Origin of the sequence: Streptomyces sp. NPDC003247 (assembly GCF_042888135.1) — a bacterium.
GTDB lineage: Bacteria > Actinomycetota > Actinomycetes > Streptomycetales > Streptomycetaceae > Streptomyces.
On the sequence record NZ_JBIAPF010000002.1, the window covers coordinates 780,332 to 803,194 of the forward strand.

The window sequence follows — 22,863 nt, forward strand, 5'->3', positions numbered from 1 at the left end:
CGTTCGCGTGATCTCTTAGCGCGACGAAACGCGGCCCGTCCGGGAAAGTTACGACCGTTCACCCCTTTTGGTGGTGCGACGGACAACCGTCCGTCGTACCACCGCCTTGTCCGCATACGTTCTTCCCGCTGCGAGCCGCCGGGTCAACGGCGGCTCACCCAACGGGAGATCGGGGGTGCACACGTGCGCATCGGACTGCTGACGGAGGGCGGCTATCCGTATCTGAGCGGTGACGCCGGACTCTGGTGCGACCGGCTCGTACGCGGGCTCCGGCAGCACGAGTTCGACCTCTACGCGCTCAGCCGCAGCGAGCGCCAGGAGGCCACCGGCCGGGTCGGACTGCCACCGAACGTCGGCCGGGTGCACACCGCGCCACTGTGGAGGGCGCGGAACGACGGAGCGGCGCACGGTCGCCGCGCGCGCCGGCGCTTCACCGAGTGCTACGGCGAACTGGTGACCGTCCTGTGCCAAGGAAGCCCCGTCGACGCGTCGAAAGCCACAGGGGTCACAGCGGTCACAGGTGGCGCCACAACGGTCACACCCGGCACAGAGGCCACAGGAACCATAGGGGCCACAGTGGCCTCGGAGGACCGTTTAGCTTCTCAGGCGGACCGTTTCGGCAGTGCGCTGTACGGACTCGCCGACCTTGCCCGCGACGAGGGCGGACTGGTCGGCGCCCTCCGCTCGGAAAGCGCCGTACGGACGTTGGAACGCGCCTGCCGTGCGCCCGGCGCGCTGCGCACGGCGCGTGAGGCGCGCGTACCCGATCTGCTCGCCGTCGCCGCGCACCTGGAACGCCTCCTGCGCCCCCTCTCACTCGACTGGTACGAGGACCACGGCGCCGACGGCCTCGGCTCTGTGGACCTGTGCCATGCGACGTCGGGCGGCGCCGCGGCCCTGCCGGGGCTCGTCGCACGGCACTTCTTCGGGATCCCCCTGGTGGTCACGGAGTACGGCGTGCGGTTACGGACCCACTACCTCGGATCCGGTACCGGGCCGCACGCCACGGGCTCCGCGGCGGCCGCGTCGTCGGCCGGCCCGTCCGCGGAGCCGACCCCCGCCGTCCGCGCGCTGCTCGCCGCCCTCCACGGACGGCTCGCCGCCGAGGTGTACCGGCAGGCGGCCTGCGTGACCTCCGGCAACGCGCACGCCCGTCGCTGGCAGGAGCGGTGCGGGGCCGACCGGACCGCGCTGCGCACCGTCTACCCCGGCATGGAGGCCGCCCGCTTCGCCGAGGTCGGGGACCTCCCGGACGGCGCCGACCCGCGCACCCTCGTCTGGGTCGGCCGTGTGGAACCGGCCAAGGACCTGGTGTCCCTGCTGCACGCCTTCGCGCAGGTCCACAAGGAGGAGCCCGGGACCAGACTCCGGATCATCGGAACGCCGACCGGGCCCGAGGGGCCGGCGTACCTCGGCCACTGCCGGATGCTGGCCGCACAGCTCTTCTCCGACGAGGCGGACGGACCGCACGCCGTCGGGGACAACCCCGTCTCCTTCGAGGAGGTCGGCGGCCCGGAGGCGCCCGGCCTCGCGGAGGCGTACGCGGCGGGTGCCGTCGTCGTCCTCTCCAGCGTCGTCGAGGGCTTCCCGGTCGGCCTGGTCGAGGCGATGTTCTGTGGCCGCGCGACGGTGTCCACCGACGTCGGAGCGGTCGTCGAGGTCATCGGCGGTACGGGGCTGGTCGTCCCGCCGCGCAACCCGCGGGCGCTGGCGGACGCGTGTGTGGCGCTGTTGCGCGACCCCGAGCGCCGTGCGCGCCTGGGTGCGGCCGCCCGCGCACGCGCCCTCGAACTCTTCACGGTCGAGCAGAACCTCGCGGCGTTCCACGGCATCTATCTGGAGACCGTCGCCCGCAGCCCGGTCCGTCGGATCGTCCTCGACGAGGCCGGCGAGCCCCGGCCCTTCGCCGTCCCGGCGGAGGCACGGGTGCCGGGCCACTGGACCGGACCCCGCGCGCGGCACCACGCCGGACGCGGGGCCGGGCGCCTGGCGGAAGCACGGGGAGGGGACGCGCCGCCGATGCGGGCCGCCTCCACGGTGCCCGGCCACTCTCCGGCCCGGGCCGCGTCGCCGGTGTCCGGTGCGTCGGGTGTGCCCGCGGTGACGCCGGTGCCGTCCGTGGCGTCGGGCGGTACGAGGGAGGGAGCGCGATGAGCGGCCTCGATGAACTCTTCGGTGAACTGGACCGGCCCGGGACACCGGGCAGTCCAGGAGCCTGGGACGAGCGGTCGGAAGGATGGCTCTCGGGGGAGAGCGGCGAAGCGGGGGAGCGCCGTCGGCCGGTGAGCCGCGAGCAGGCGGGCGGTGACACCCACCCCGGTGAGGGCCACGGCGAACGGCACGGTGAGCGGCACGGCGAGGGCCGCCGTGAGTGGCACGGTCAGGGCCACCGTCAGGGGGAGGAGCGGGGGAGTGCCGGAGCCGTGAGCCGGGGCAGGGGCGCCGACGCGCCTTCTCCCCCTCGCGCCGAAACGGCGGCCCCCCGTGGACCGAGCGCACCCCGCCGAGGTGCCGCGGACCCCGTGAAGATCCTGATGCACCGCCATCGCGCACTGTGCGAACGGGCCGTCGACCCCTTGGAGATCGCGGCCGCCCTGGAGGCGCACGGCATCACCGACCGGACCGCCGCCCGCTTCCGGCACCGGGACGTCTTCTCCCTCGCGGAGGAGATCTACGCCCGCGTGCCCCGCGACGGCGACACGCCACCGCAGCCGGCAGCGCCCGAGGCGCTTCCGAAGGCGCGCGCCGACTGGGCGCTGCTCACCCTGCTGCCGGGCGCCCTGTGCGCGGCGACGGTCGCGGGCGCACGCCTCACGCAGGGCCAGACGCGTGCGTTCGTCGTGGCCGCGGGTGTGCTGGCGGTGGTGCTCGCCCTGGGCGCGGCCCTCCGCCGGGGCCCGCTGAGCCTCCCGGCCCGTCCGGACCCCGGCCCGCACCGGGCCGGCGGCTGGACCTGCTGGCTCCTCGCCTACGCGGCCCTCGGCGACGGTCTCCTGCGTGCCGCCGCCCACGGCGGCCCCGACGGCCTCCCCACCGGCGCCGCCGACGGGCCGTGGCCCCTCACCACCGCACCCCTGGTCGCCCTCACCCTGGCCTGTGCCCCCGCCGCCTGGAGCGCCCACCTCCTCGCCGTAAGCGTCCGGCGCCGGCTGAGCGCCAGTCGCGGCCTGGAGGAGTTCGCCGCCTCCGTACAGCCCCTGGTGCTCGGCACGTTCGCGCTGTTCCTGGGCGCGCTGGCGGCGCTCACCGGCCTCTGCGCGGCCGCCCTCGGCGAGCCCGCCGGTCTTGCTCAGGTCCTCACCCTGGGCGCCCTCCTCTACCTGGCCCGCCTCCTCACCGCGCACGGCTTCCCGCACGCCCCGGCGCTCGCCCTCGGGGTCGCCGGCGCCGCCGAGGGGACCGCCCTGGCCTCCGTCTTCGCGGCCCGGCTGCCCGGCTGCGGATTCCTGGCCACCCCCGTCGACGGCCTTCTGACCGCCTGGGGCCCGGCCGGTGTGCCCGCCCTCTGCTGCGGAGCGGCCGCCCTGGCCCTGCTGGTCCACGCGACCCGCACGCTCACCCGGGCCTCCGCCCACGCCCACGCCCGCGCGGAGCAGCCGTGCTGACGCGCGGCCACCCGGCCGCGCCGCGGCAGCCGTCCCGGCCACGACCGCGCGCAGTGCCGCCCCCACCGTGCACGGACCGCACGAGGCACGCGCTCCCTCGCCCACGCACCACCCCCGAAGGAGAAACGAGATGACCACCTCCCGATCCGGAGCGACCGGAGCGACCGGAGCGACCGGAGCCACCGGGGCACCCGCGGTCGCGGGAGCCCTCGCGGTCACAGGAGCAGCCGAAGCGGTCGCGGCCCCGGAAGCCGCCGACGCCTCCGCAACGGCCGCAGCGGCCGCAGTGACCGGAGCGCTCGACGTGACCGGGGCTGTCGGAGCGGCCGGAGCACGCACCCCGGGAGCCGCACGATGAGGGCCCTGCTGATCGGAGCCAACGGTTACCTCGGCCGCTTCGTCGCCGACCGTCTGCTCGCCGACCCGGCCGTCCAGCTCACCGCGCTCGGCCGCGGTGACGACGCCGACGTCCGCTTCGACCTCGCGACCGGCAGCCCCGGCGCGCTCACCCGCTTCCTCGACGCGGTGCACCCCCAGGTCGTCGTCAACTGCGCGGGCGCCACCCGCGGCGGTGCCCGTGAACTCACCCGGCACAACACCGTCGCCGTCGCCACCGTCTGCGAGGCCCTGCGCCGCAGTGGCTGCGGCGCCCGTCTCGTCCAGATCGGCTGCGGCGCCGAGTACGGCCCGAGCCAGCCCGGCTCCTCCACGGCCGAGGACGCCGTGCCGCGCCCCGGCGGCCCGTACGGGGTCAGCAAGCTCGCCGCGACGGAGCTGGTCCTCGGCTCCGGCCTGGACGCCGTCGTCCTCCGCGTCTTCTCCCCGGCCGGACCCGGCACCCCCGCCGGCTCCCCCCTCGGCCGGCTCGCCGAGGCGATGCGCCGCGCCATGCAGTCCGGCGACGGCGAACTCAAACTCGGCGGCCTGGGCGCCCAGCGCGACTTCATCGACGTCCGCGACGTCGCCCGCGCCGTGCACGCCGCCTCGCTCTCCGCCGCGCAGGGCGTCATCAACATCGGTTCCGGCCGTGCCGTCCGCCTGCGCGACGCCGCCGGGATCCTCGCCCGCGTGGCGGGATACGGCGGCGCCCTCCACGAACTCGACGGCCCGCCCGGCGTCCACCTGCGGCCGGCCATCGGCCACCCCCGCGCCGACCCCGACCACGCGGCCCCCGTCGCGTACCCGTATCCGGACGGCTGCGGCAGCTGGCAGCAGGCCGACGTGCGCACCGCACGCGACCGGCTCGGCTGGCGCCCCCGGATCAACCTGGAGGAGTCCCTCGCCGACATCTGGATGGAGGCGGCGTGTCGTATCTGACGGGCACCCCCGCGGGTACCGCGCACGCCGGGACCACCGACGTCCGCACCGGCTTCGGCGTCCCCGGCCTCGCCCATCCCCTCCTCGCTCCGGCCGAGTGGGGCGAACTCGCCCGTCCCGGCCGGCCCCTGCACTGGGTCGTCCTCGACGTGGCCGACGGACCCGGCACCCGCCCCGACCCGCACTGCCTGGGAGCCGCCGGCCGACTCCGCGCCGCGGGCGTCCGCGTCCTCGGCCGCCTCGACCTCGCCCACGGTACCCGTGCCGTCCCCGAGGTGATCTCCGACGCCCAGCGGTTCCTCGACTGGTACCACGCCGACGGCTTCCTCCTGGACCGTTGTCCGGCGGACCGCGTGGACCTCCCCGGGGTGCGCCGCATCACCGGCATGCTGCGCACGCTCCACCGGGCGTCCCACCTCGTCCTCGGCCACGGCACCCACCCGTACCCCGGCTACGCCGAGAACGCCGACCAGCTCGTCACGTTCTCCGGCTCCTGGAGCGACTACCGCTGGTCGCAGGTGGCCGAGTGGACCGCGGCCCATCCGCCGGAGCGCTTCTGCCACCTCGTACACGGCGTCCCCCACGGCCACCTGGAGGAGGCGCTGCGCATCGCCCGCTGGCAGGGCGCGGCGACCATCTGGTTCACCGACCGCACCGACCGCGGCGGCCTGCACGACCCCTGGGAGACGATGCCCGGCTACTGGGACGAAATCGTCTCGCGCATCGGAATGGGTGTCTCGGAATGAAGATGGCCATGGCAGTGTTACGGGGAGAACAACTGTAGTGATTGACCGACCAACGGAGTCCCCGTGTCGTTGCCACCCCTGGTCGAGCCCGCCTCCGAGCTCACCGTAGACGAGGTCCGCAGGTACTCCCGCCACCTGATCATCCCCGACGTCGGGATGGATGGGCAGAAGCGGCTGAAGAACGCCAAGGTGCTGTGTGTCGGCGCCGGCGGCCTGGGCTCGCCGGCGCTGATGTACCTGGCCGCGGCGGGCGTGGGCACACTGGGCATCGTGGAGTTCGACGAGGTCGACGAGTCGAACCTGCAGCGCCAGATCATCCACAGCCAGGCCGACATCGGCCGCTCCAAGGCCGAGTCCGCCCGCGACAGCGTCAAGGGCATCAACCCGTACGTCGACGTGGTCCTTCACGAGGAGCGGCTCGAGGCCGACAACGTGATGGACATCTTCAGCCAGTACGACCTGATCGTCGACGGCACGGACAACTTCGCGACCCGCTACCTGGTCAACGACGCGTGCGTGCTGCTGAACAAGCCGTACGTGTGGGGTTCGATCTACCGCTTCGACGGTCAGGCCTCCGTCTTCTGGTCGGAGCACGGCCCCTGCTACCGCTGCCTCTACCCGGAGCCCCCGCCCCCCGGCATGGTCCCCTCCTGCGCCGAGGGCGGCGTCCTGGGCGTGCTGTGCGCTTCCATCGGCTCCATCCAGGTCAACGAGGCCATCAAGCTCCTCGCCGGCATCGGCGAGCCGCTGGTCGGCCGTCTGATGATCTACGACGCCCTGGAGATGCAGTACCGCCAGGTCAAGATCCGCAAGGACCCGAACTGCGCGGTCTGCGGTGAGAACCCGACCGTCACCGAGCTCATCGACTACGAGGCCTTCTGCGGCGTCGTCTCCGAGGAGGCCCAGGAGGCGGCCGCCGGCGCGACGATCACTCCCAAGCAGCTCAAGGAGTGGATCGACGACGGCGAGAACATCGAGATCATCGACGTCCGCGAGCCGAACGAGTACGAGATCGTCTCCATCCCGGGCGCCAAGCTGATCCCGAAGAACGAGTTCCTCATGGGCACCGCCCTGGAGGGTCTGCCCCAGGACAAGAAGATCGTCTTGCACTGCAAGACGGGCGTCCGCAGTGCGGAAGTCCTCGCGGTGCTGAAGTCCGCGGGCTTCGCGGACGCGGTCCACGTCGGCGGCGGTGTGATCGGCTGGGTCAACCAGATCGAGCCGAGCAAGCCCGTCTACTGATCCGACCTGCCTGCCCGGACGGCGGGGGTCTCGCGCACCACGGGTGCCCGGGGCCCCCGCCGCCGTCATGAGCAGACCGTGCCGTCCTTCGGCACCGTGCCGTTCAGCAGGTAGCCGTCCACCGCCGAGTCGACACAGTCGCTGCCGCTCCCGTACGCCCCGTGCCCCTGGCCCTTCCAGGTGAGCAGCACACCGACGTCCTTGCCGAGCTCGTCCGCCATCTTCCGCGCGCCCTCGTAGGGCGTCGCCGGGTCCCCGGTGTTGCCGACCAGCACGATCGGCGCCGCGCCCGGCGCGCTCACGTCCGGGGTGTCGAACTGCCCGGCGACCGGCCAGTCGTGGCACCAGCCGGCCGTGTCCCAGCCCAGGAAGGTGCCGAACACCGGCGAGATCTCCTCGAACTCCGCCAGCAGCTTCTTCGTCTGCTCCAGCGTCGGCCGCTGCTTGTCGTCCAGGCACGATATGACCCGCTGCGAGTGGGTCATGGTGCCGTAGTGCCCCTCGGCGTCCCGTTCGTTGTAGGCGTCGGCGAGCGTCAGCAGCTCGGAGCCGTCGCCCTGTTCCGCCGACTCCAGGGCGCTGGTCAGGCTCGGCCAGCCCTGCTCGCTGTACAGCGGCAGGACGATGCCGGTCACCGCGAGGGTCTGGGTCAGCTCGCGCCCGGACGACGTCGGCAGGGGCTTCGTGTCGATCCGCTTCAGCAGGGCCGCGATCTTCGCGCTGCCCTGCTCGGGGTCCTGGCCGGTCGACTTCAGGTAGTTGTCGAGTGCGAGCTGGAAGCCCTTCGTCTGGTTCTTCGCGTGGCCCACCGTGTCGGCGGTCGGGTCGACGACCGCGTCGAGGATCAGCCGGCCCACGTTCTTCGGGAACAGGTGGGCGTACACGCCGCCCAGTTCGGTGCCGTAGGAGATCCCGAAGTAGTGGAGCTCGTCGTCGCCGAGGACCTGCCGCATGAGGTCCAGGTCGCGGGCGGTGTCGGTGGTCGAGACATGCGCCAGCAACGGGCCGGCCGCCTTCTCGCAGCCCTCGCCGAAGTCGGTGGCGTCCTCGAGGTAGGCCTGCTCCTCGGCCGAGGTGTCCGGGGTGGAGTCGACGGACTCGGCAGCCTGGATCTCCTTGTCGCTGCGGCAGCGGACGCCCTCGCTGGCACCCACCCCTCGCGGGTCCCAGCTGACCAGGTCGTAGCGCTCGCGCAGCGAGGAGACCGTGGAGCCGTAGGACGGCAGGGTGGAGATGCCCGAGCCGCCCGGGCCGCCGAAGTTGAACAGCAGCGAGCCGATGCGCCGGTTCTCCGAGCCGCTCGTCCGCGCACGGATCATCGCCAGGTCGATCGTCTCGCCGCCCGGCTTCGACCAGTCCAGCGGCACCTTCAGCGTCGCGCACTGCCATTCGCCGCCCGGCGCGGGGGCGTCGGCGCTGTCCTCGCACTGCCCCCAGGCGAGCTTCTGCCCGGTCAGCGAGGCGGGCAGCGCCGCTGTCGTGCCCGCCGTGCCGGAGGGGTCGGCCGACGCCTGCGCGTCCGTCGTGCTCCCTTTGCCGTCGCCCCCGTCCGACGTGCCGCCGCTGCACCCCGCCACCAGCAGCGCGGCGGCGGCGCCGAGCGCCGTCCACTGTACGAATCGCGCCATGTGCACTCCCCCTAGCGGACCGTCCGCTTCGGGCGGCGGACGGCTGTCAGGCCATAGTAGGCGGATCGGGCCGCGACTGCCGAAGCCTGTGGATAACCCTCTGACCTGGCGCTTTGTCATGCTCCGGATGTGATCGAAGGGTCGCCGGAAGCCCCGCGGGCCGGTGGGCCTCAGGAACAGACCGTCCCGGCGGCCGGCACCTTCCCGTCCAGCAGATAGCCGTTCACCGCCGCCTGCACGCACTTGTTCTTGCTGTCGTAGGCGCCGTGCCCCTGACCCCGGTACGTCAGCTCGACCCCGACGCCCTCGCCCAGCGCGGCCACCATCTTGCGCGCGCCCTCGTACGGGGTGGCCGGGTCGCCGGTGTTGCCGACCACGAGGATCGGTGCCGCACCGGGCGCGGACACGTCGGGATGGTCGGCGGCGCCCGGCACCGCCCAGTCGGTGCAGCTGAGCATCGACCAGGCCAGGAAGTCCCCGAACACGCCGGACGCGGCCCGGAACCGGGGCAGCTCGCGCTGCACGTCGGCGACGGAGTACCGGGGTTTGTCGTCCGAGCAGTTGATGGAGATGTTGGCCGCGGTGATGTTGCTGTACTCGCCGTTCTCGCTGCGGCCGTTCATCGCGTCGGACAGCAGCATCAGGATCCTGCCGTTGCCGGCGTACGCCTCCTCCAGTCCCTCGGTGAGGTACTGCCAGAAGTCCTGCGAGTACAGCGACTGCGCGATGCCGTTGGTCGCGGCGGTCTGGGTCAGTTCACGCGGGAAGATGCCCGGGATCGGCTTGTGGTCGAGCTCGTCGAGCAGCTCGGCGATCCGGTCCTTCACCTCCTGTGCCGTGTCCCCGACGGGGCAGTCCTCGACCTTCGACGTGCAGTCCTCGGCGAAGTTGTCCAGCGCCCGCTGGAAGCCCCCCGCCTGTCCGAGCGAGCTCTGCTCGGGCGTCTGCGTGGGGTCGACGACCGCGTCGAAGACGGCACGCCCCACGTTCTTCGGGAACAGGTGGGCGTACACGCCGCCCAGTTCGGTGCCGTAGGAGATGCCGAAGTAGTGGAGCTTGTCGTCGCCGAGGACCTGGCGCATGAGGTCCATGTCGCGGGCCGCGTCGGTGGTGCGCACGTGCGGCAGGATCTCCTCGGAGTTCTTCTCGCAGGCGCCGTTGAACTTCTTGGTGCTGTCCACGAGCGCCGTGCGCTCGGCGCTGTCGTCCGGTGTCATGTCCTGCTGGAAGTAGGCGTCGAGCTGCTGGTCGTTCTCGCAGCGGACGGGTGCGCTGCGGCCGACCCCGCGCGGGTCGAAGCTCACCAGGTCGTACCGGGTTCGCAAGGCCGCGTAGTCCTCGCCGAACGCGGGCAGCGTGGTGACACCGGAGCCGCCCGGCCCCCCGAAGTTGAAGATCAGCGATCCGATCCGCCGGCTCTTGTCGCCGTCGGCCCCGGCCCGGATCAGCGCGATGCCGATGGTGTCTCCGTCCGGTTCGTCCCAGTCCCGGGGCGCTTTCATGGTGGCGCACTGCCACGGGTCGCCGTCCGGCAGGGGGGAGGGCGCGCTGCCGCCGCCCTCGGCCTGGGACGGGGCCGGGCAGTCCGTCCATTCCAGCTTCTGCGCCGTCAGGTCCCCGTCCCGGGTGTCGTCGCCGCAGCCGGCCGCCAGGGAGCACAGCAGGACAGCCGTGGCGGTCAGGGCGAGGGCACGCGGGCGGAAAGGTTTCGGCATGATCCCATCCTGGGGTCGTGCCCGCCCACGCGCGCGGGGCGCGGTCCGTACGAGGTACGGCTGTCGCGGCCGCTCTAGAGGGCGCCCTTGCGCGTCAGGTGGTTGAAGGCCAGCCAGCCCGGCAGGACCGGCAGCCACAGTGTCAGCAGCCGGTACAGCAGTACGGCGGGAGCGGCGACCTCCTTGGGGAGGCCGACGGCGATCAGACCGACGGTGAGGGTCGCCTCCACCGCGCCGACACCGCCGGGCGTGGGGGCGGCGGAGCCGAGCGCGTTGCCGGCGAGGAAGACGACGGCGACGCCGGCGATGCTGATCGACGTGGTCTCGTCGCCGAACGCGCGGATCGACGCGTCCAGGCACATCACGAAGCAGGCGGTCAGCAGCAGCATGCCGCCGATGCCGGTGACCAGCTTCTGCGGCCGCTGGAGCACGTCCAGCATGCGCGGCACGACGCCCGCGAAGAGCGACCTCACGCGCGTGACGACGAACTTGCGCAGGAACGGCACCGACGTCACCACGAGCACGAGCACGGCGACCGTCAGCAGACCCGCGATGACCGTGCGGGACGGCGACAGCGACGGCGTCTTCTCGGTGCCGGTCAGGTAGCCGAAGGACAGCAGCATCAGGATGTGACAGCCGAGCCCGAACAGCTGCGAGGCGCCGACGCTCGCCACCGCGAGCCCCGGCCGGACCCCGGAGCGCTGGAGGAAGCGCGTGTTGAGCGCGACCCCGCCGACCGCGGCGGGCGCCACGATCTTCACGAACGACCCGGCGACCTGCGCCGCCACGGTCCGCGGGAAGGGCACCCGCTCAGGGACGAACCCCAGCAGGCTCATCGCCGCGGCCACGTAGCTCAGAGCGGAGAACAGCACGGCCGCGGCGACCCAGCCCCACTCGGCGTTGGCGATGAGCGGACCGAACTCGATGTGCGTGAGCTGGGTCAGCAGGAAGTACGCGCCGATGGCGCCGGCGATGAAGCTGATGAGGGTGCGTGGCCGCACCCGCTCCAGCCGGGCCGGCTCGACCGGCGCCTGTGGCCGGATCCGCAGCACCGCGTGCCGGATCTGCGTCAGCAGGTCCTCCTCGCGGGCCTCCTCCAGCGCCTCGTCTATGGCCCGCTTCTCGGCCCGTGCCTCGGCGCGCTCGGCCTTCTTGCCGGGCTTGTCGAGGGCCGGCTCCGCATCCGTCCCGGCGGCCTCGTGGCGGGCCTGCTTGGCCTGCCGGGATGCCTCCAGCACCGCCTCACGCTCGCGCTCCGCGCGCTCGCGGCCCAGTCTGCGCAGCGTCGCGCGCGTGGAGCGGCTGAGCGCGATGGGCTGCAGCATCGGCAGGCAGTCCGCCACCGCGTCGGGCCCGAGCACGCTCACCGCCGAGGCGACCGTGCGCTCGGCGCCCACCCGAAGCCCCAGCGTCACGAGCAACTGGGAGGTGTCCATGCGCAGCAGCAGGTCACCGGCCGCGATCTCGCCGACGCGCAGGTCGGTGAGGACCACCGTGCCGGAACGATCCACCAGAATCGCGTCGCCCACCAGCCTGCGGTGCGCGATGCGCCGGGACTGCAGGGCGCGCACCTGGTGCCAGGTGTCGTGCAGCAGCTCGTCGGTGATCTCCTCGTCCGGCAGCGAGTCCAGGGTGCGGCCGCCGGTGTGCTCGTAGACCAGCATCACGGCGTCGGGGCCGAGCTCGGAGGTCGCGATCAGCTTGGGCGCGTTCGCGCCGGCGGCGATGGCGGCGTAGGCCAGCAGCGCCTCCTGCTCCAGCGCCTGGCGCAGCGACTGCAGGCTGCTGCGGGTGGCGAAGCCGCGCAGGGTGAGGTTGCGCCACGCACGGTAGAAGAAGCCCTGGGCCTGCTGCTCGCGGTCGACCACCGTGACGTCCAGCGGAGGGCCGTCCTCCAGGGTGACGAAGTAGCGCCGGCCCCGGTCGCCGGTCTCCGCGGTGTCCGTGACCTCCTGGCGCGCGGCGCTCACCGGGTGGAAGCCGACGTGCCGCAGGCCCGCCATCAGTGTCCGTCCGGTGGGGCGGACGTTGGGCGAGCCGACCGCGTACAGCGTCCCGTAGGCCACCGTCCAGCCGATCAGCACCGTCAGGATGATCGAGAACGGGGTCGTGTAGCCGGTGACGAGCATCGAGAACGCGTCGAGGAGCAGCACGATCCACAGCACCGCGCGCCAGCGCGGTCTGCGCGACATGCCCACGGCCGTCATGTACGCGATGACCGGGGCGAGGTAGCCGTGCACGGGGTCGGTCAGGGCGTGGATGTCACCGGGGGAGGGCTGGGTGAGCGCCTCCTGGATCGAGTCCGGGGCCGCTTTGGCCACCCAGAGGTCGGTGGCGAGGGTCACCCCGTGCGCCAGGACCGCCGCGAGGACGCCGTCGGCGATGCGCAGCCCGTCCCGCTTGATCAGCCGTTCGATCGCGAAGGCCACCGGCACCAGCAGGATCGCGATGCTGGACGCCAGCCCCGCGATCTTGATGAGCAGGTCGGGCGCCTGTCCGGTGCCCTTGTTGATGTCCTGTTCCAGGCCCGACGTCGTCCCGTGCGCGAAGGCGGCGACGGCCAGCAGCACGACGACGCCGAGCACGCCCACGAGCAGGCGCATCAGGTCGGACGGACGGTGCACGCGCGCGGGGAGCAGCGGTTCGTCGCCCTCGACCTCGTCGATGGTCGTCACCTCGACGAGTTCCGGGTCCCGTTCCGCCGCGTCGGCGGGATCCGGGCGCGACGCAGCGTCAGAGGTGCCCTCCGCGTCCTCGGGATGCACACCCTGCTGCTTCATCGTCTCTTCTTGATCTCGTATCACCGGTCACCGCCCGCACGATGGTGGCATGCCCCACCGACACACAGGGGCATCAGGGTGCAAGCGCGGGGGCGGACAGTCTGCCCGAAGCACCGCCCGGGGGCGAGGCTCACGCACCGTCGCGGGCTCGTCGCATTGTCGGTGGGGTGGGGCAGGATGGGACGGATGAGCGAGCAGAGCCTTCCGGACGGCGCCCGCCCGGAGCACACCGCCAGGCCGCCGGAGGACGCGGGGACAGGGCGCGGGCACGAGGAGACACGGGGCGGGTACGCGGACGCGCCGCCCGAGCACGCGCCGCCCGAGCACGCGGACGCGCTGCCGGAGTACGCGGAGCGGGTCCTCGACGTCGCCGAGCTGATCCCGCCCGGGCGGGTCATGACGTACGGGGACGTCGCCGAGTGGCTCGCGGAGGGCGGCCCCCGGCAGGTCGGCCGGGTGATGGCCCTCTACGGGGGAGCCGTCCCGTGGTGGCGCGTGGTCCGCGCCGACGGGGTACTGCTGCCGGGCCACGAACTGCGGGCCCTCGACCACTACCGCACCGAGGGCACGCCGCTCAGGGAGGCGGGCAGGGCCACCGAGGGCCATCTGCCGCGCCTGGACATGAGACGCGCGCGATGGGACGGCGGTGAACGAGCGGAGGGTCACACCTGACAGCTTCCGCCATCGGACCCGCCCAGCGGGACCCCGTGGCCCGTACGGGGGAAACGCGGCACGTCCGTGGCATGGCGTACGTTCGAAGGGCGAGGGGCACGCGGGGCTCACGGGCCGCACGTGCCTCGCGGGTCGTGAGGGAAGAAGCGGAAGCGGCCCTTCCGGGCGGCTCGTCGGCGTAGCGTCGCCGGCACGCCTCCCCCTCATCCCTCGACCACCGCTCTGCCCGAGCGGCCGTCTGCCAACCAGCACACCCACCAGGACCGGCGAACCACGTGAGCTCCTCTTCCTCCACCAGGCGCCTGCCGCCCCCGCGCGGGCGGCAGGGGAGCCGTGGCGCTTACCGGCTGGTGCGTACCCCGCCGGAGCGGGTGGATCCCCCTCGTCTGGACGCCGCGCAGCGCTCCGTGGTTGACCACGCCACCGGCCCGCTGCTCGTCCTCGCGGGCCCGGGCACCGGGAAGACCACCACCCTCGTCGAGTCGGTGGCCGCCCGCGTCGCCCGCGGCGGAGACCCCGCGCGCATGCTGGTGCTGACCTTCAGCCGCAAGGCCGCCGTGGAACTGCGCGACCGGATGGCGCTGCGCATGGGCGCCGCCCGCGCGCCCCGGGCGACCACCTTCCACTCGTACTGCTACGCCCTGGTCCGCGCCCAGCAGGACAGCGACCTGTTCGTCGAACCGCTGCGGCTGCTCTCCGGACCCGAACAGGACGTGGCCGTCCGCGAGCTGCTCGCCGGCCAGCTCGACCTGCAACGCCTCGGCCTCGCGCACGTGCGCTGGCCGGACGACCTGCGCGCCTGCCTCACCACGCGCGGCTTCGCCGACGAGGTCCGCGCGGTGCTCGCCCGCAGCCGCGAACTCGGCCTCGACCCGGACGCCCTGGACGCCTTCGCCCGCCGCATCGGCCGACCCGACTGGCGTGCCGCGGCCTCCTTCCTCGCCGAGTACCTCGACGTCCTCGACCTGCACGGTGTGATCGACTACGCGGAACTCGTCCACCGCGCGGTCCTCCTCGCCCGCCGCCCCGAGACCGCCGAGCGGCTCGCCGCGCAGTACGACGCCGTCTACGTCGACGAGTACCAGGACACCGACCCGGCCCAGGTACGGCTGCTGCACGCGCTCGCCGGCGGCGGCCGCACCCTGGTCGCCCTCGGCGACCCCGACCAGTCCATCTACGCCTTCCGGGGCGCCGACGTGAACGGCATCCTGGAGTTCCCGCGCGCCTTCCCGCGCCCCGACGGCAGCCCCGCTCCCGTGCAGGTCCTGCGCACCTCCCGCCGCTCCGGCGCCGCCCTGCTGGACGCCACCCGGCTGCTCACCCAGCGCATGCCCCTGACCCGCCTCCCGGCGGAGAAGGTCCGCGCCCACCGCGACCTCGCCGCGGCGAGCGACGGCGGCCGCGTCGAGGTGTTCACGTACCCGACGCCCGGCACCGAGCTGGACAACATCGCCGACGTGCTCCGCCGGGCACACCTGGAGGAGGGGGTGCCCTGGCGCGAGATGGCCGTCCTGGTCCGCGCCGGCGCGCGCACCATCCCGGCGGTCCGCCGTGCCCTCACGGCCGCCGGCGTACCCCTCGACATCGACGGCGACGACCTGCCACTGCGCCATGAGCCGGCGGTGGCCCCCCTGCTGACAGCGCTGCGGGCGGTGGCCACGGCGGAGGCTGCCGGGGTGGGGGCGGTGGTCACGGCGGAGGCTGCCCGGGTGGGGTCGGTGTCCGCTGCGGAGGCGGTGGCCACGGGAGGGGCTGCCGCGGAGGAGGTGGTCACGGCGGAGGCTGCCGCGGAGGCGGCGGCTGCAGCGGGGGCAGCGGTGGCTGTAGAGGAGACGGAAGGGGCGGAGGCGGCAAAAGGCGCAGAAGCCGCGAATCCCTGCTGGCTCGACACCGAGACCGCCCTCACCCTCCTCGCCTCCCCTCTCGCCGGTATGGACGCCGCGGACCTGCGTCGCCTGGGGCGTGCCCTGCGCGAGGAGGAACGGGCCGCGGGCAACCCGCTCCCGCCCCCCTCCGACGAGCTGCTCGCGCGGGCGCTGGCCGAACCGGAGCGGCTGGTCACGCACGACCCCGCGTACGCGCGCGGTGCCCAGCGGCTCGGCGGGCTGCTGCGCAAGGCACGTGAGCGCCTCGCGGGCGGCGGCACGGCCGAGGAGGCGCTGTGGGACCTCTGGGAGGGCACGCCCTGGCCCGGGCGCCTGGAGCGGGCCGCCCGGCGAGGCGGCGCCGCCGGCCGCAACGCCGACCGGGACCTCGACGCCGTGTGCGCGCTGTTCGCCACCGCCGCGCGCGCGGAGGAGCGCACCGGAGGCCGGGGCGCCCTGAACTTCCTGGCCGAGATCGAGGCGGAGGACATCGCCGCCGACACCCTCGCCCGGCGTGCCGTGCGCCCCGACGCCGTCCGCCTGATGACCGCGCACCGCGCCAAGGGCCTGGAGTGGAGCCTGGTCGTCGTGGCCGGCGTCCAGGAGGGGCTGTGGCCCGACCTGCGCCGCCGGGGTTCCCTCCTGGAGGCGGACCGCATCGGCCGCGACGGACTCGCCGAGCCGCTCACGCCGGGCGCCCTGCTCGCCGAGGAACGGCGCCTGTTCTACGTGGCCGCCACGCGCGCGCGTGACCGCCTCGTCGTGACGGCGGTGAAGGCGCCCGCCGAGGACGGCGACCAGCCCTCCCGGTTCCTCACCGAACTCGGCGTCGAACCCAGGGACGTCACGGGCCGCCCGCGCCGCCCCCTGGCGGTCGCGGCACTCGTCGCGGAACTGCGCGCCACGACCGTCGACCCGGAGGCGTCCGCGCCCCTCAGGGAGGCCGCCGCACGCCGTCTCGCCCGCCTGGCCGCCCTCGCCGACGAGGACGGCCGGCCGCTGGTGCCGTCGGCGCATCCGTACCGCTGGTGGGGCATGTTCGAGCCGACCGAGAGCAAGGTGCCGCTGCGCCACCGCGACCAGCCCGTCGTGCTCTCCGGCAGCGCCCTCGACCAGCTCGCCAACACCTGTGCCCTCCAGTGGTTCCTGGGCCGCGAGGTGAAGGCCGACGAGCCCGCCACCGCCGCCCAGGGCTTCGGCAACGTCGTGCACGTCCTCGCCGACGAGGTCGCCTCCGGGCACACCCCGGCCGATCTCGACGTCCTCATGGAGCGGCTGGACTCCGTGTGGAACGCGCTCGCCTTCGACGCGCCCTGGAAGTCGGCGCAGGAGAAGGACAACGCGCGCGTGGCCCTCGAACGCTTCCTGAAGTGGCACGTCATGGACCGCACGGGCCGCACGCCGGTGGCCAGCGAGCACGACTTCGACGTCACCCTCGAAGCGGGCGACTACGAGGTGCGCATCCGCGGCCAGATGGACCGGGTCGAGGCGGACGCCGACGGCCGCGCCTACGTCGTGGACTTCAAGACCGGCAAACAGGCCCCCACCGCGCGCGAGGTGGAGCGCCACCCCCAGCTCGCCGTCTACCAGCTCGCGGTCCGCGAGGGCGCCGTCGACGAGGCCTTCGACGGCGTACGCCCGGAGCCCGGCGGTGCCGAGCTCGTCCAGCTGCGCCAGGGCGCCGCCAAGCGGGACGGCGGCGAGAGCCTGCCCAAGGTGCAGGCCCAGGAAGCCCTGGCGGGGACGTCGGGGGAGTGGATCGGCGACCTGCTCGCCACGGCGGCCGGCAAGGTCCTCGACGAGAGGTTCACCCCGACCTCCGGCCAGCACTGCACGCACTGCGCCTTCCGCGCCTCGTGCAGCGCCCGGCCCGAGGGACGGCACGTGGTCGAGTGACATGGCGGACGCGGTCCGCGGACCCGCGGCACCTACGGTGTGACGGACCGCACCCCACGCGCTGACCTGCGCATCCTCCATCCCGCCGGGGTGATTTGTCACCGACTGTCAGTGCCCGCCGCTAGCCTCTCCGTCATGCCCGCCCGTATCACCGATCCCGAGCAGCTCAAGGAGCTCCTCGGGATCCCGTTCACCCCGGAGCAGACGGCCTGCATCATCGCGCCGCCCGCCCCGCAGGTGATCGTGGCCGGAGCGGGGTCGGGCAAGACGACCGTGATGGCCGCGCGCGTGGTGTGGCTGGTCGGCACCGGCCAGGTCGCGCCCGAGCAGGTCCTCGGCCTGACCTTCACCAACAAGGCCGCCGGCGAGCTCGCCGAGCGCGTCCGCAAGGCCCTGGTCAGGGCGGGTGTCACCGACCCCGACGTCATCGACCCGGACAACCCGCCCGGGGAGCCGGTGATCTCCACGTACCACGCCTTCGCGGGCCGTCTGCTGACCGACCACGGCCTGCGCATCGGCCTGGAACCGACGTCCCGTCTGCTCGCCGACGCCACCCGCTACCAGCTCGCCGCGCGGGTGCTGCGCGAGGCGCCCGGCCCCTACCCGGCGCTCACCCGGTCCTTCGCCGACCTCGTCAGCGACCTCCTCGCCCTCGACTCCGAACTCGCCGAGCACCTCGTCGACCCTGACGACCTGCGCGCCTGGGACGCCGCGCTGCTGCACACCCTGGAAGGCGCCAAGCTCACCAACGCCGACCTGCGCAAGGTGCCCGAGGCCGCCGCCGCCCGCCGGGAACTCGCCGACCTGGTGCTGCGCTACAGGGCCGCCAAGCGCGCACGCGACCTGCTCGACTTCGGCGACCAGATCGCCCTCTCGGCGCGCCTCGCACGGATCACCGAGGTCGGCCGTGTCCTGCGCGACGAGTTCCGCGTGGTCCTGCTGGACGAATACCAGGACACCTCCGTGGCCCAGCGCGTCCTGCTCGCCGGTCTCTTCGGCGACGGCACCGGCCACCCGGTGACCGCCGTCGGCGACCCCTGCCAGGCCATCTACGGCTGGCGGGGCGCCTCCGTCGCCAACCTCGACGACTTCCCCGAACACTTCGCCCACGCCGACGGCCGCCGCGCCACCCGGCAGGCGCTCAGCGAGAACCGCCGGAGCGGAGGCCGCCTCCTCGACCTCGCCAACGGCCTGGCCGAGCCGCTGCGCGCCATGCACGCGGGCGTGGAGGCCCTCCGCCCCGCCCCCGGCGCCGAACGCGACGGCGTGGTCCGCTGCGCCCTGCTGGCCACCCACGCCGAGGAGATCGACTGGATCGCCGACTCCATCGCCCACCTGGTGGACACCGGCAAGGCGCCCGGCGAGATCGCCGTCCTGTGCCGTACGGCCGGCGACTTCGCGGAGATCCAGGGCGCGCTGGTGGCCCGGGACGTCCCCGTCGAGGTGGTCGGCCTCTCCGGGCTGCTGCACCTGCCCGAGGTCGCCGACCTCGTCGCCGTCTGCGAGGTGCTCCAGGACCCCGGAGCCAACGCCTCCCTGGTCCGCCTGCTCACCGGCCCGCGCTGGCGCATCGGGCCACGCGACCTCGCCCTCCTGGGACGGCGGGCGCGGCTGCTGGTGTCCCACGCGCGCGGGGACGCCGCCGACGACCCGGACCGGCGGCTCGCCGAGGCCGTCGAGGGGACCGACCCGTCCGAGGTGATATCGCTCGCGGACGCCCTGGACACCTTCCTCGAGTCACCCCTGTACGGCGACGACGGCGCCGGTGACGACGACGGGCTGCCCTTCTCCCCGGACGCACGCGTGCGCTTCGCCCGGCTCGCCGCCGAACTGCGCGACCTGCGCCGCTCCCTCGCCGACCCGCTGATGGACGTCCTGCACCGCGTGCTGGCCGTCACCGGCCTCGAGGTCGAGCTGTCGGCGTCCCCGCACGCCCTGGCCGCCCGCCGCCGCGAGACCCTGTCGAACTTCCTCGACATCGCCGCCTCCTTCGCCGCCGGCGAGAGCGAGGCGAGCCTGCTGGCCTTCCTCGGCTTCCTGCGCACCGCCGCCCAGTACGAGAAGGGCCTCGACAACGCCCTGCCCGGCGGCGAGAACACCGTCAAGGTGCTCACCGCGCACAAGTCCAAGGGCCTGGAGTGGGACGTCGTCGCCGTACCGGGCCTGGTCACCGGGACCTTCCCCAGTGCCCAGGGCCGCGAGAAGTGGACGGCCCAGGCCCGGGTGCTGCCGCACGGGCTGCGCGGCGACGCCGACACGCTCCCCGAGATCGAGACCTGGGACGCACGGGGCATGAAGGCCTTCCACGAGGCCATGAAGGACCACCAGCACACCGAGGAGCTCCGCCTCGGCTACGTCACCTTCACCCGCCCCCGCTCCCTGCTCCTCGGCTCCGGCCACTGGTGGGGCCCCACACAGAAGAAGCCCCGCGGCCCCTCCGCCTTCCTCCAGGCGCTCCACGACCACTGCGCGGCCGGCCACGGCGAGATCGAGGTCTGGGCGGACGAACCGGAGGAGGGCGCGGAGAACCCGGCCCTGCACCGGGCCACCGCCGACCAGGTCTGGCCGCTGCCCCTGGACGACGCGGCCCTGGCCCGCCGCCGCGCCGCCGCCGAGACCGTCCTCGCCCACCTGGACGCCCTCGCCGCCGCCGGGGACGGCCACCCCGCCACCCACGACCACGACCCCGGCACCTACGACGACCCGGACTGGCCCACACCCGCCGACGAGGACGAGCCCGTCCACGACGGGCCGCCGTCCCTGGAAACCCCGTACGACCACCCGTTCCCGGACGACCCCTTCCTGGACGACCCGTTCCCCGAGGAGCCGTTCCCCGAGGCCCCGGCCGCCGACGAACCGCCGTACGACGACGCCCCCCACGAGCCGCCCCACGATCCGCTCGACGACAGGCAGCCGTACGACACGTCGCCGTACGACACCCCGCCGTACGACGAGCCGCCCCACGACGAGCCCGACCCCTTCGACGACGGCCGGCCCGCGGTCGCCGCCTCCCCGGAAGAGCCCTCCCCCGGCCGGCAGCACGGGTGGGCCCCCGCCCGGCCGACCGTCCCGCACCAGGCCACGGCACCGGAACCGCCCGTCGGGCGCTCCCACCCGCCCGAGCCCCGGCACGCCCCGGGCGCCCCCCTCACCCCCGAGGAGGCGCGTGCCGTCGCCTCCTGGGACCGGGACCTCGACGCGCTCACCGGGGAACTCCTGCGCACCCGGCAGAGCGTCACCGAGGTACCCCTGCCCACGACGCTGACCGCGTCGCAGCTGCTGCGTCTCGCCGCCGACCCCGACGGGTTCGCGCAGGAGCTCGCGCGCCCCATGCCGCGCCCCCCGCAACCCGCCGCCCGCCGGGGCACACGCTTCCACGCGTGGGTGGAAGCCCGCTTCGAGGAGTTGACGCTCCCCCTGCTGGAGCCGGAGGAGCTGCCCGGCCAGGACGCGGAGATCGCCGACGAACGCGACCTGGAGGCCCTCAAGGAGGCCTTCGAACGCACCGAGTACGCCCGCCGCACCCCCCACCGCGTCGAGGCGCCCTTCCAGCTCGCCCTCGCCGGGCGGGTCGTACGGGGACGGATCGACGCCGTCTACAAGGACGGCGACGGCGCGACGGCGACGTACGAGATCGTCGACTGGAAGACCGGCCGGATCCATGCCGCCGACCCCCTCCAGCTCGCGCTGTACCGTCTCGCGTGGGCCGAGCAGGCGGGAGTGCCCGTGGAATCCGTCACAGCGGTGTTCCTCCACGTCCGCACCGGCGAGACCGAACGACCCGAGCACCTGCCCGATCGGGCCGCTCTGGAGCGCCTGTTGACGGGGGAAGAGGCGTCCGCGGACGCGTCCGGGGCTCCCGGCGTGCAACAAAACCCTGCGGAAGGGCCCGGCGAGGATGCCGGCCCGGGCCGATAGGCTCGTGACCATGAGCCATCCCGTTGACAGTGTGGTCAGCGCCGTCCGCACGTACATCGAGCGCCACCGTGCCGCCTTCCTCGACGACCTCGCCGAGTGGCTGCGCATCCCGTCGGTGTCGGCCCAGCCCGACCACGCGCCCGATGTACGCCGCAGTGCCGACTGGCTCGCCGGCAGGCTCAAGGAGACCGGCTTCCCGACCGCCGAGGTCTGGCAGACCCCCGGCGCGCCCGCCGTCTACGCCGAGTGGCCGTCCGAGGACCCCGGGGCACCCACCGTCCTGGTCTACGGCCACCACGACGTGCAGCCCGCCGCCCGCGAGGACGGCTGGGACGGCGACCCCTTCGAGCCCGTCGTCCGCGACAACCGCCTCTACGCGCGCGGGGCGGCCGACGACAAGGGCCAGGTGTTCTTCCACACCCTCGGCGTCCGCGCCCACCTCGCCGCCACCGGCCGCACCACCCCCGCCGTCACCCTCAAGGTGCTGATCGAGGGCGAGGAGGAGTCCGGCTCCCCGCACTTCCGCGCCCTCGTCGAGGAGCACGCCGAGCGGCTGGCCGCCGACGCCGTGATCGTCTCCGACACCGGCATGTGGTCCGAGGACACCCCCACCGTGTGCACCGGCATGCGCGGCCTCGCCGAGTGCGAGATCCGGCTGTCGGGCCCCGACCAGGACATCCACTCCGGCTCCTTCGGCGGCGCCGTGCCCAACCCGGCCACCGCGGCCGCCCGCCTCGTCGCCGCCCTCCACGACGAGCACGCGCGCGTGGCCGTCCCCGGCTTCTACGACGGCGTCCTCGACCTCACCGACCGCGAGCGCGAGCTCTTCGCCGAGCTGCCCTTCGACGAGCGGCAGTGGCTGCGCACCGCCAGGTCGCACGCCGCCCACGGCGAGGCCGGGTACACCACCCTGGAGCGCGTCTGGGCCCGTCCCACCGCCGAGGTCAACGGCATCGGCGGCGGCTACCAGGGCCCCGGCAGCAAGACGATCATCCCGGCGTCGGCCTTCGTGAAGCTGTCCTTCCGGCTCATCGCCGGGCAGGATCCCGACCGGATCGAGAAGGCCGTCCGGGCCTGGGCCGACGAGCAGGTGCCCGCCGGGATCCGGCACGAGATCACCTTCCTGCCGGCCACCCGCCCCTGCCTGACACCGCTCGACCACCCGGCCCTTCAGTCCGTGGCCCGCGCCATGGGCCGGGCCTTCGAACGCCCCGTCCGCTTCACCCGCGAGGGCGGCTCGGGCCCGGCCGCCGACCTCCAGGAGGTGCTCGGCGTCCCCGTGCTCTTCCTGGGCATCTCCGTCCCCTCGGACGGCTGGCACGCCCCGAACGAAAAGGTCGAGCTGGACCTGCTCCTCAAAGGCGCCGAGACCGCCGCCCACCTCTGGGGCGACCTCGCGGAGACCTGGCGCCATGCGCCCTGACGTCCCCGCTCCCTGCGGAGCGACCCACCGCGCGGGGCACACTGGAGTGACCGCCC

The 22,863-nt window shown here is 73.9% G+C and carries 12 protein-coding genes; 9 read left to right on the top strand and 3 right to left on the bottom strand.

The features are described 5' to 3' along the window. The first annotated feature begins 183 nt into the window (after window positions 1–183). The 5 genes from ACFYWQ_RS08475 to moeZ all read left to right on the top strand — a co-directional run bounded on the left by ACFYWQ_RS08475 (window position 184) and on the right by moeZ (window position 6,910). On the top strand, window positions 184–2,154 hold the full coding sequence (locus ACFYWQ_RS08475; RefSeq protein ID WP_389514003.1) for a DUF3492 domain-containing protein: 1,971 nt from the start codon (window positions 184–186) through the stop codon (window positions 2,152–2,154). Continuing rightward, the gene (locus ACFYWQ_RS08480; protein ID WP_389514005.1) at window positions 2,151–3,605 is read left to right on the top strand and encodes a hypothetical protein; all 1,455 of its coding nucleotides are present in this window, start codon (window positions 2,151–2,153) and stop codon (window positions 3,603–3,605) included. The genes ACFYWQ_RS08475 and ACFYWQ_RS08480 overlap by 4 nt, the downstream gene beginning before the upstream one ends. A 354-nt stretch (window positions 3,606–3,959) precedes the next feature. After that, on the top strand, window positions 3,960–4,922 hold the full coding sequence (locus ACFYWQ_RS08485; protein ID WP_389514007.1) for an NAD-dependent epimerase/dehydratase family protein: 963 nt from the start codon (window positions 3,960–3,962) through the stop codon (window positions 4,920–4,922). Beyond that, entirely contained in the window at window positions 4,910–5,668 is a 759-nt protein-coding gene (locus tag ACFYWQ_RS08490) for a spherulation-specific family 4 protein (RefSeq protein WP_389514009.1), read from the top strand. The genes ACFYWQ_RS08485 and ACFYWQ_RS08490 overlap by 13 nt, the downstream gene beginning before the upstream one ends. Before the next feature lie 63 nt (window positions 5,669–5,731). Then, the gene (gene moeZ / locus ACFYWQ_RS08495; RefSeq protein ID WP_389514011.1) at window positions 5,732–6,910 is read left to right on the top strand and encodes an adenylyltransferase/sulfurtransferase MoeZ; all 1,179 of its coding nucleotides are present in this window, start codon (window positions 5,732–5,734) and stop codon (window positions 6,908–6,910) included. 65 nt (window positions 6,911–6,975) lie between these two features. On the opposite strand, the gene ACFYWQ_RS08500 is transcribed toward moeZ, so the two are convergent. The 3 genes from ACFYWQ_RS08500 to ACFYWQ_RS08510 all read right to left on the bottom strand — a co-directional run bounded on the left by ACFYWQ_RS08500 (window position 6,976) and on the right by ACFYWQ_RS08510 (window position 13,033). Then, the gene (locus ACFYWQ_RS08500; protein WP_389514013.1) at window positions 6,976–8,538 is read right to left on the bottom strand and encodes an alpha/beta fold hydrolase; all 1,563 of its coding nucleotides are present in this window, start codon (window positions 8,536–8,538) and stop codon (window positions 6,976–6,978) included. Between the two features lie 170 nt (window positions 8,539–8,708). After that, window positions 8,709–10,253, bottom strand: a complete 1,545-nt coding sequence (locus ACFYWQ_RS08505) for an alpha/beta hydrolase (RefSeq protein ID WP_389514014.1) — start codon at window positions 10,251–10,253, stop codon at window positions 8,709–8,711. 74 nt (window positions 10,254–10,327) lie between these two features. Then, window positions 10,328–13,033 (bottom strand): lysylphosphatidylglycerol synthase domain-containing protein, encoded by a 2,706-nt coding sequence (locus tag ACFYWQ_RS08510; protein WP_389514016.1) that lies wholly within the window; start codon window positions 13,031–13,033, stop codon window positions 10,328–10,330. Window positions 13,034–13,219: 186 nt separating this feature from the next. On the opposite strand from ACFYWQ_RS08510, the gene ACFYWQ_RS08515 reads away from it, so the two are divergent. The 4 genes from ACFYWQ_RS08515 to ACFYWQ_RS08530 all read left to right on the top strand — a co-directional run bounded on the left by ACFYWQ_RS08515 (window position 13,220) and on the right by ACFYWQ_RS08530 (window position 22,807). Then, complete coding sequence (locus ACFYWQ_RS08515) at window positions 13,220–13,705, top strand: MGMT family protein (RefSeq protein ID WP_389514018.1); 486 nt, start codon at window positions 13,220–13,222, stop codon at window positions 13,703–13,705. 275 nt (window positions 13,706–13,980) lie between these two features. Beyond that, window positions 13,981–17,466 carry an ATP-dependent helicase gene (locus ACFYWQ_RS08520; protein ID WP_389514020.1) on the top strand — a complete coding sequence of 1,162 codons (3,486 nt, stop codon included), beginning with the start codon at window positions 13,981–13,983 and terminating at the stop codon, window positions 17,464–17,466. A gap of 135 nt (window positions 17,467–17,601) precedes the next feature. Then, a complete protein-coding gene (locus ACFYWQ_RS08525; protein ID WP_389514022.1) occupies window positions 17,602–21,384 on the top strand; it encodes a UvrD-helicase domain-containing protein in 3,783 nt (1,260 codons plus the stop codon). Window positions 21,385–21,394: 10 nt separating this feature from the next. Beyond that, the gene (locus ACFYWQ_RS08530) at window positions 21,395–22,807 is read left to right on the top strand and encodes a dipeptidase (protein WP_389514024.1); all 1,413 of its coding nucleotides are present in this window, start codon (window positions 21,395–21,397) and stop codon (window positions 22,805–22,807) included. Window positions 22,808–22,863: the final 56 nt, after the last annotated feature.

What these genes read in the sequence shown, in the direction of transcription:
- ACFYWQ_RS08480 (WP_389514005.1), top strand. Translation starts at nt 2,151, where the DNA reads ATGAGCGGCCTCGATGAACTCTTCGGTGAACTGGACCGGCCCGGGACA.
- ACFYWQ_RS08525 (WP_389514022.1), top strand. Translation starts at nt 17,602, where the DNA reads ATGCCCGCCCGTATCACCGATCCCGAGCAGCTCAAGGAGCTCCTCGGG.
- ACFYWQ_RS08510 (WP_389514016.1), bottom strand. Translation starts at nt 13,033, where the DNA reads ATGAAGCAGCAGGGTGTGCATCCCGAGGACGCGGAGGGCACCTCTGAC.
- ACFYWQ_RS08530 (WP_389514024.1), top strand. Translation starts at nt 21,395, where the DNA reads ATGAGCCATCCCGTTGACAGTGTGGTCAGCGCCGTCCGCACGTACATC.
- ACFYWQ_RS08505 (WP_389514014.1), bottom strand. Translation starts at nt 10,253, where the DNA reads ATGCCGAAACCTTTCCGCCCGCGTGCCCTCGCCCTGACCGCCACGGCT.
- ACFYWQ_RS08485 (WP_389514007.1), top strand. Translation starts at nt 3,960, where the DNA reads ATGAGGGCCCTGCTGATCGGAGCCAACGGTTACCTCGGCCGCTTCGTC.
- ACFYWQ_RS08500 (WP_389514013.1), bottom strand. Translation starts at nt 8,538, where the DNA reads ATGGCGCGATTCGTACAGTGGACGGCGCTCGGCGCCGCCGCCGCGCTG.
- ACFYWQ_RS08515 (WP_389514018.1), top strand. Translation starts at nt 13,220, where the DNA reads ATGAGCGAGCAGAGCCTTCCGGACGGCGCCCGCCCGGAGCACACCGCC.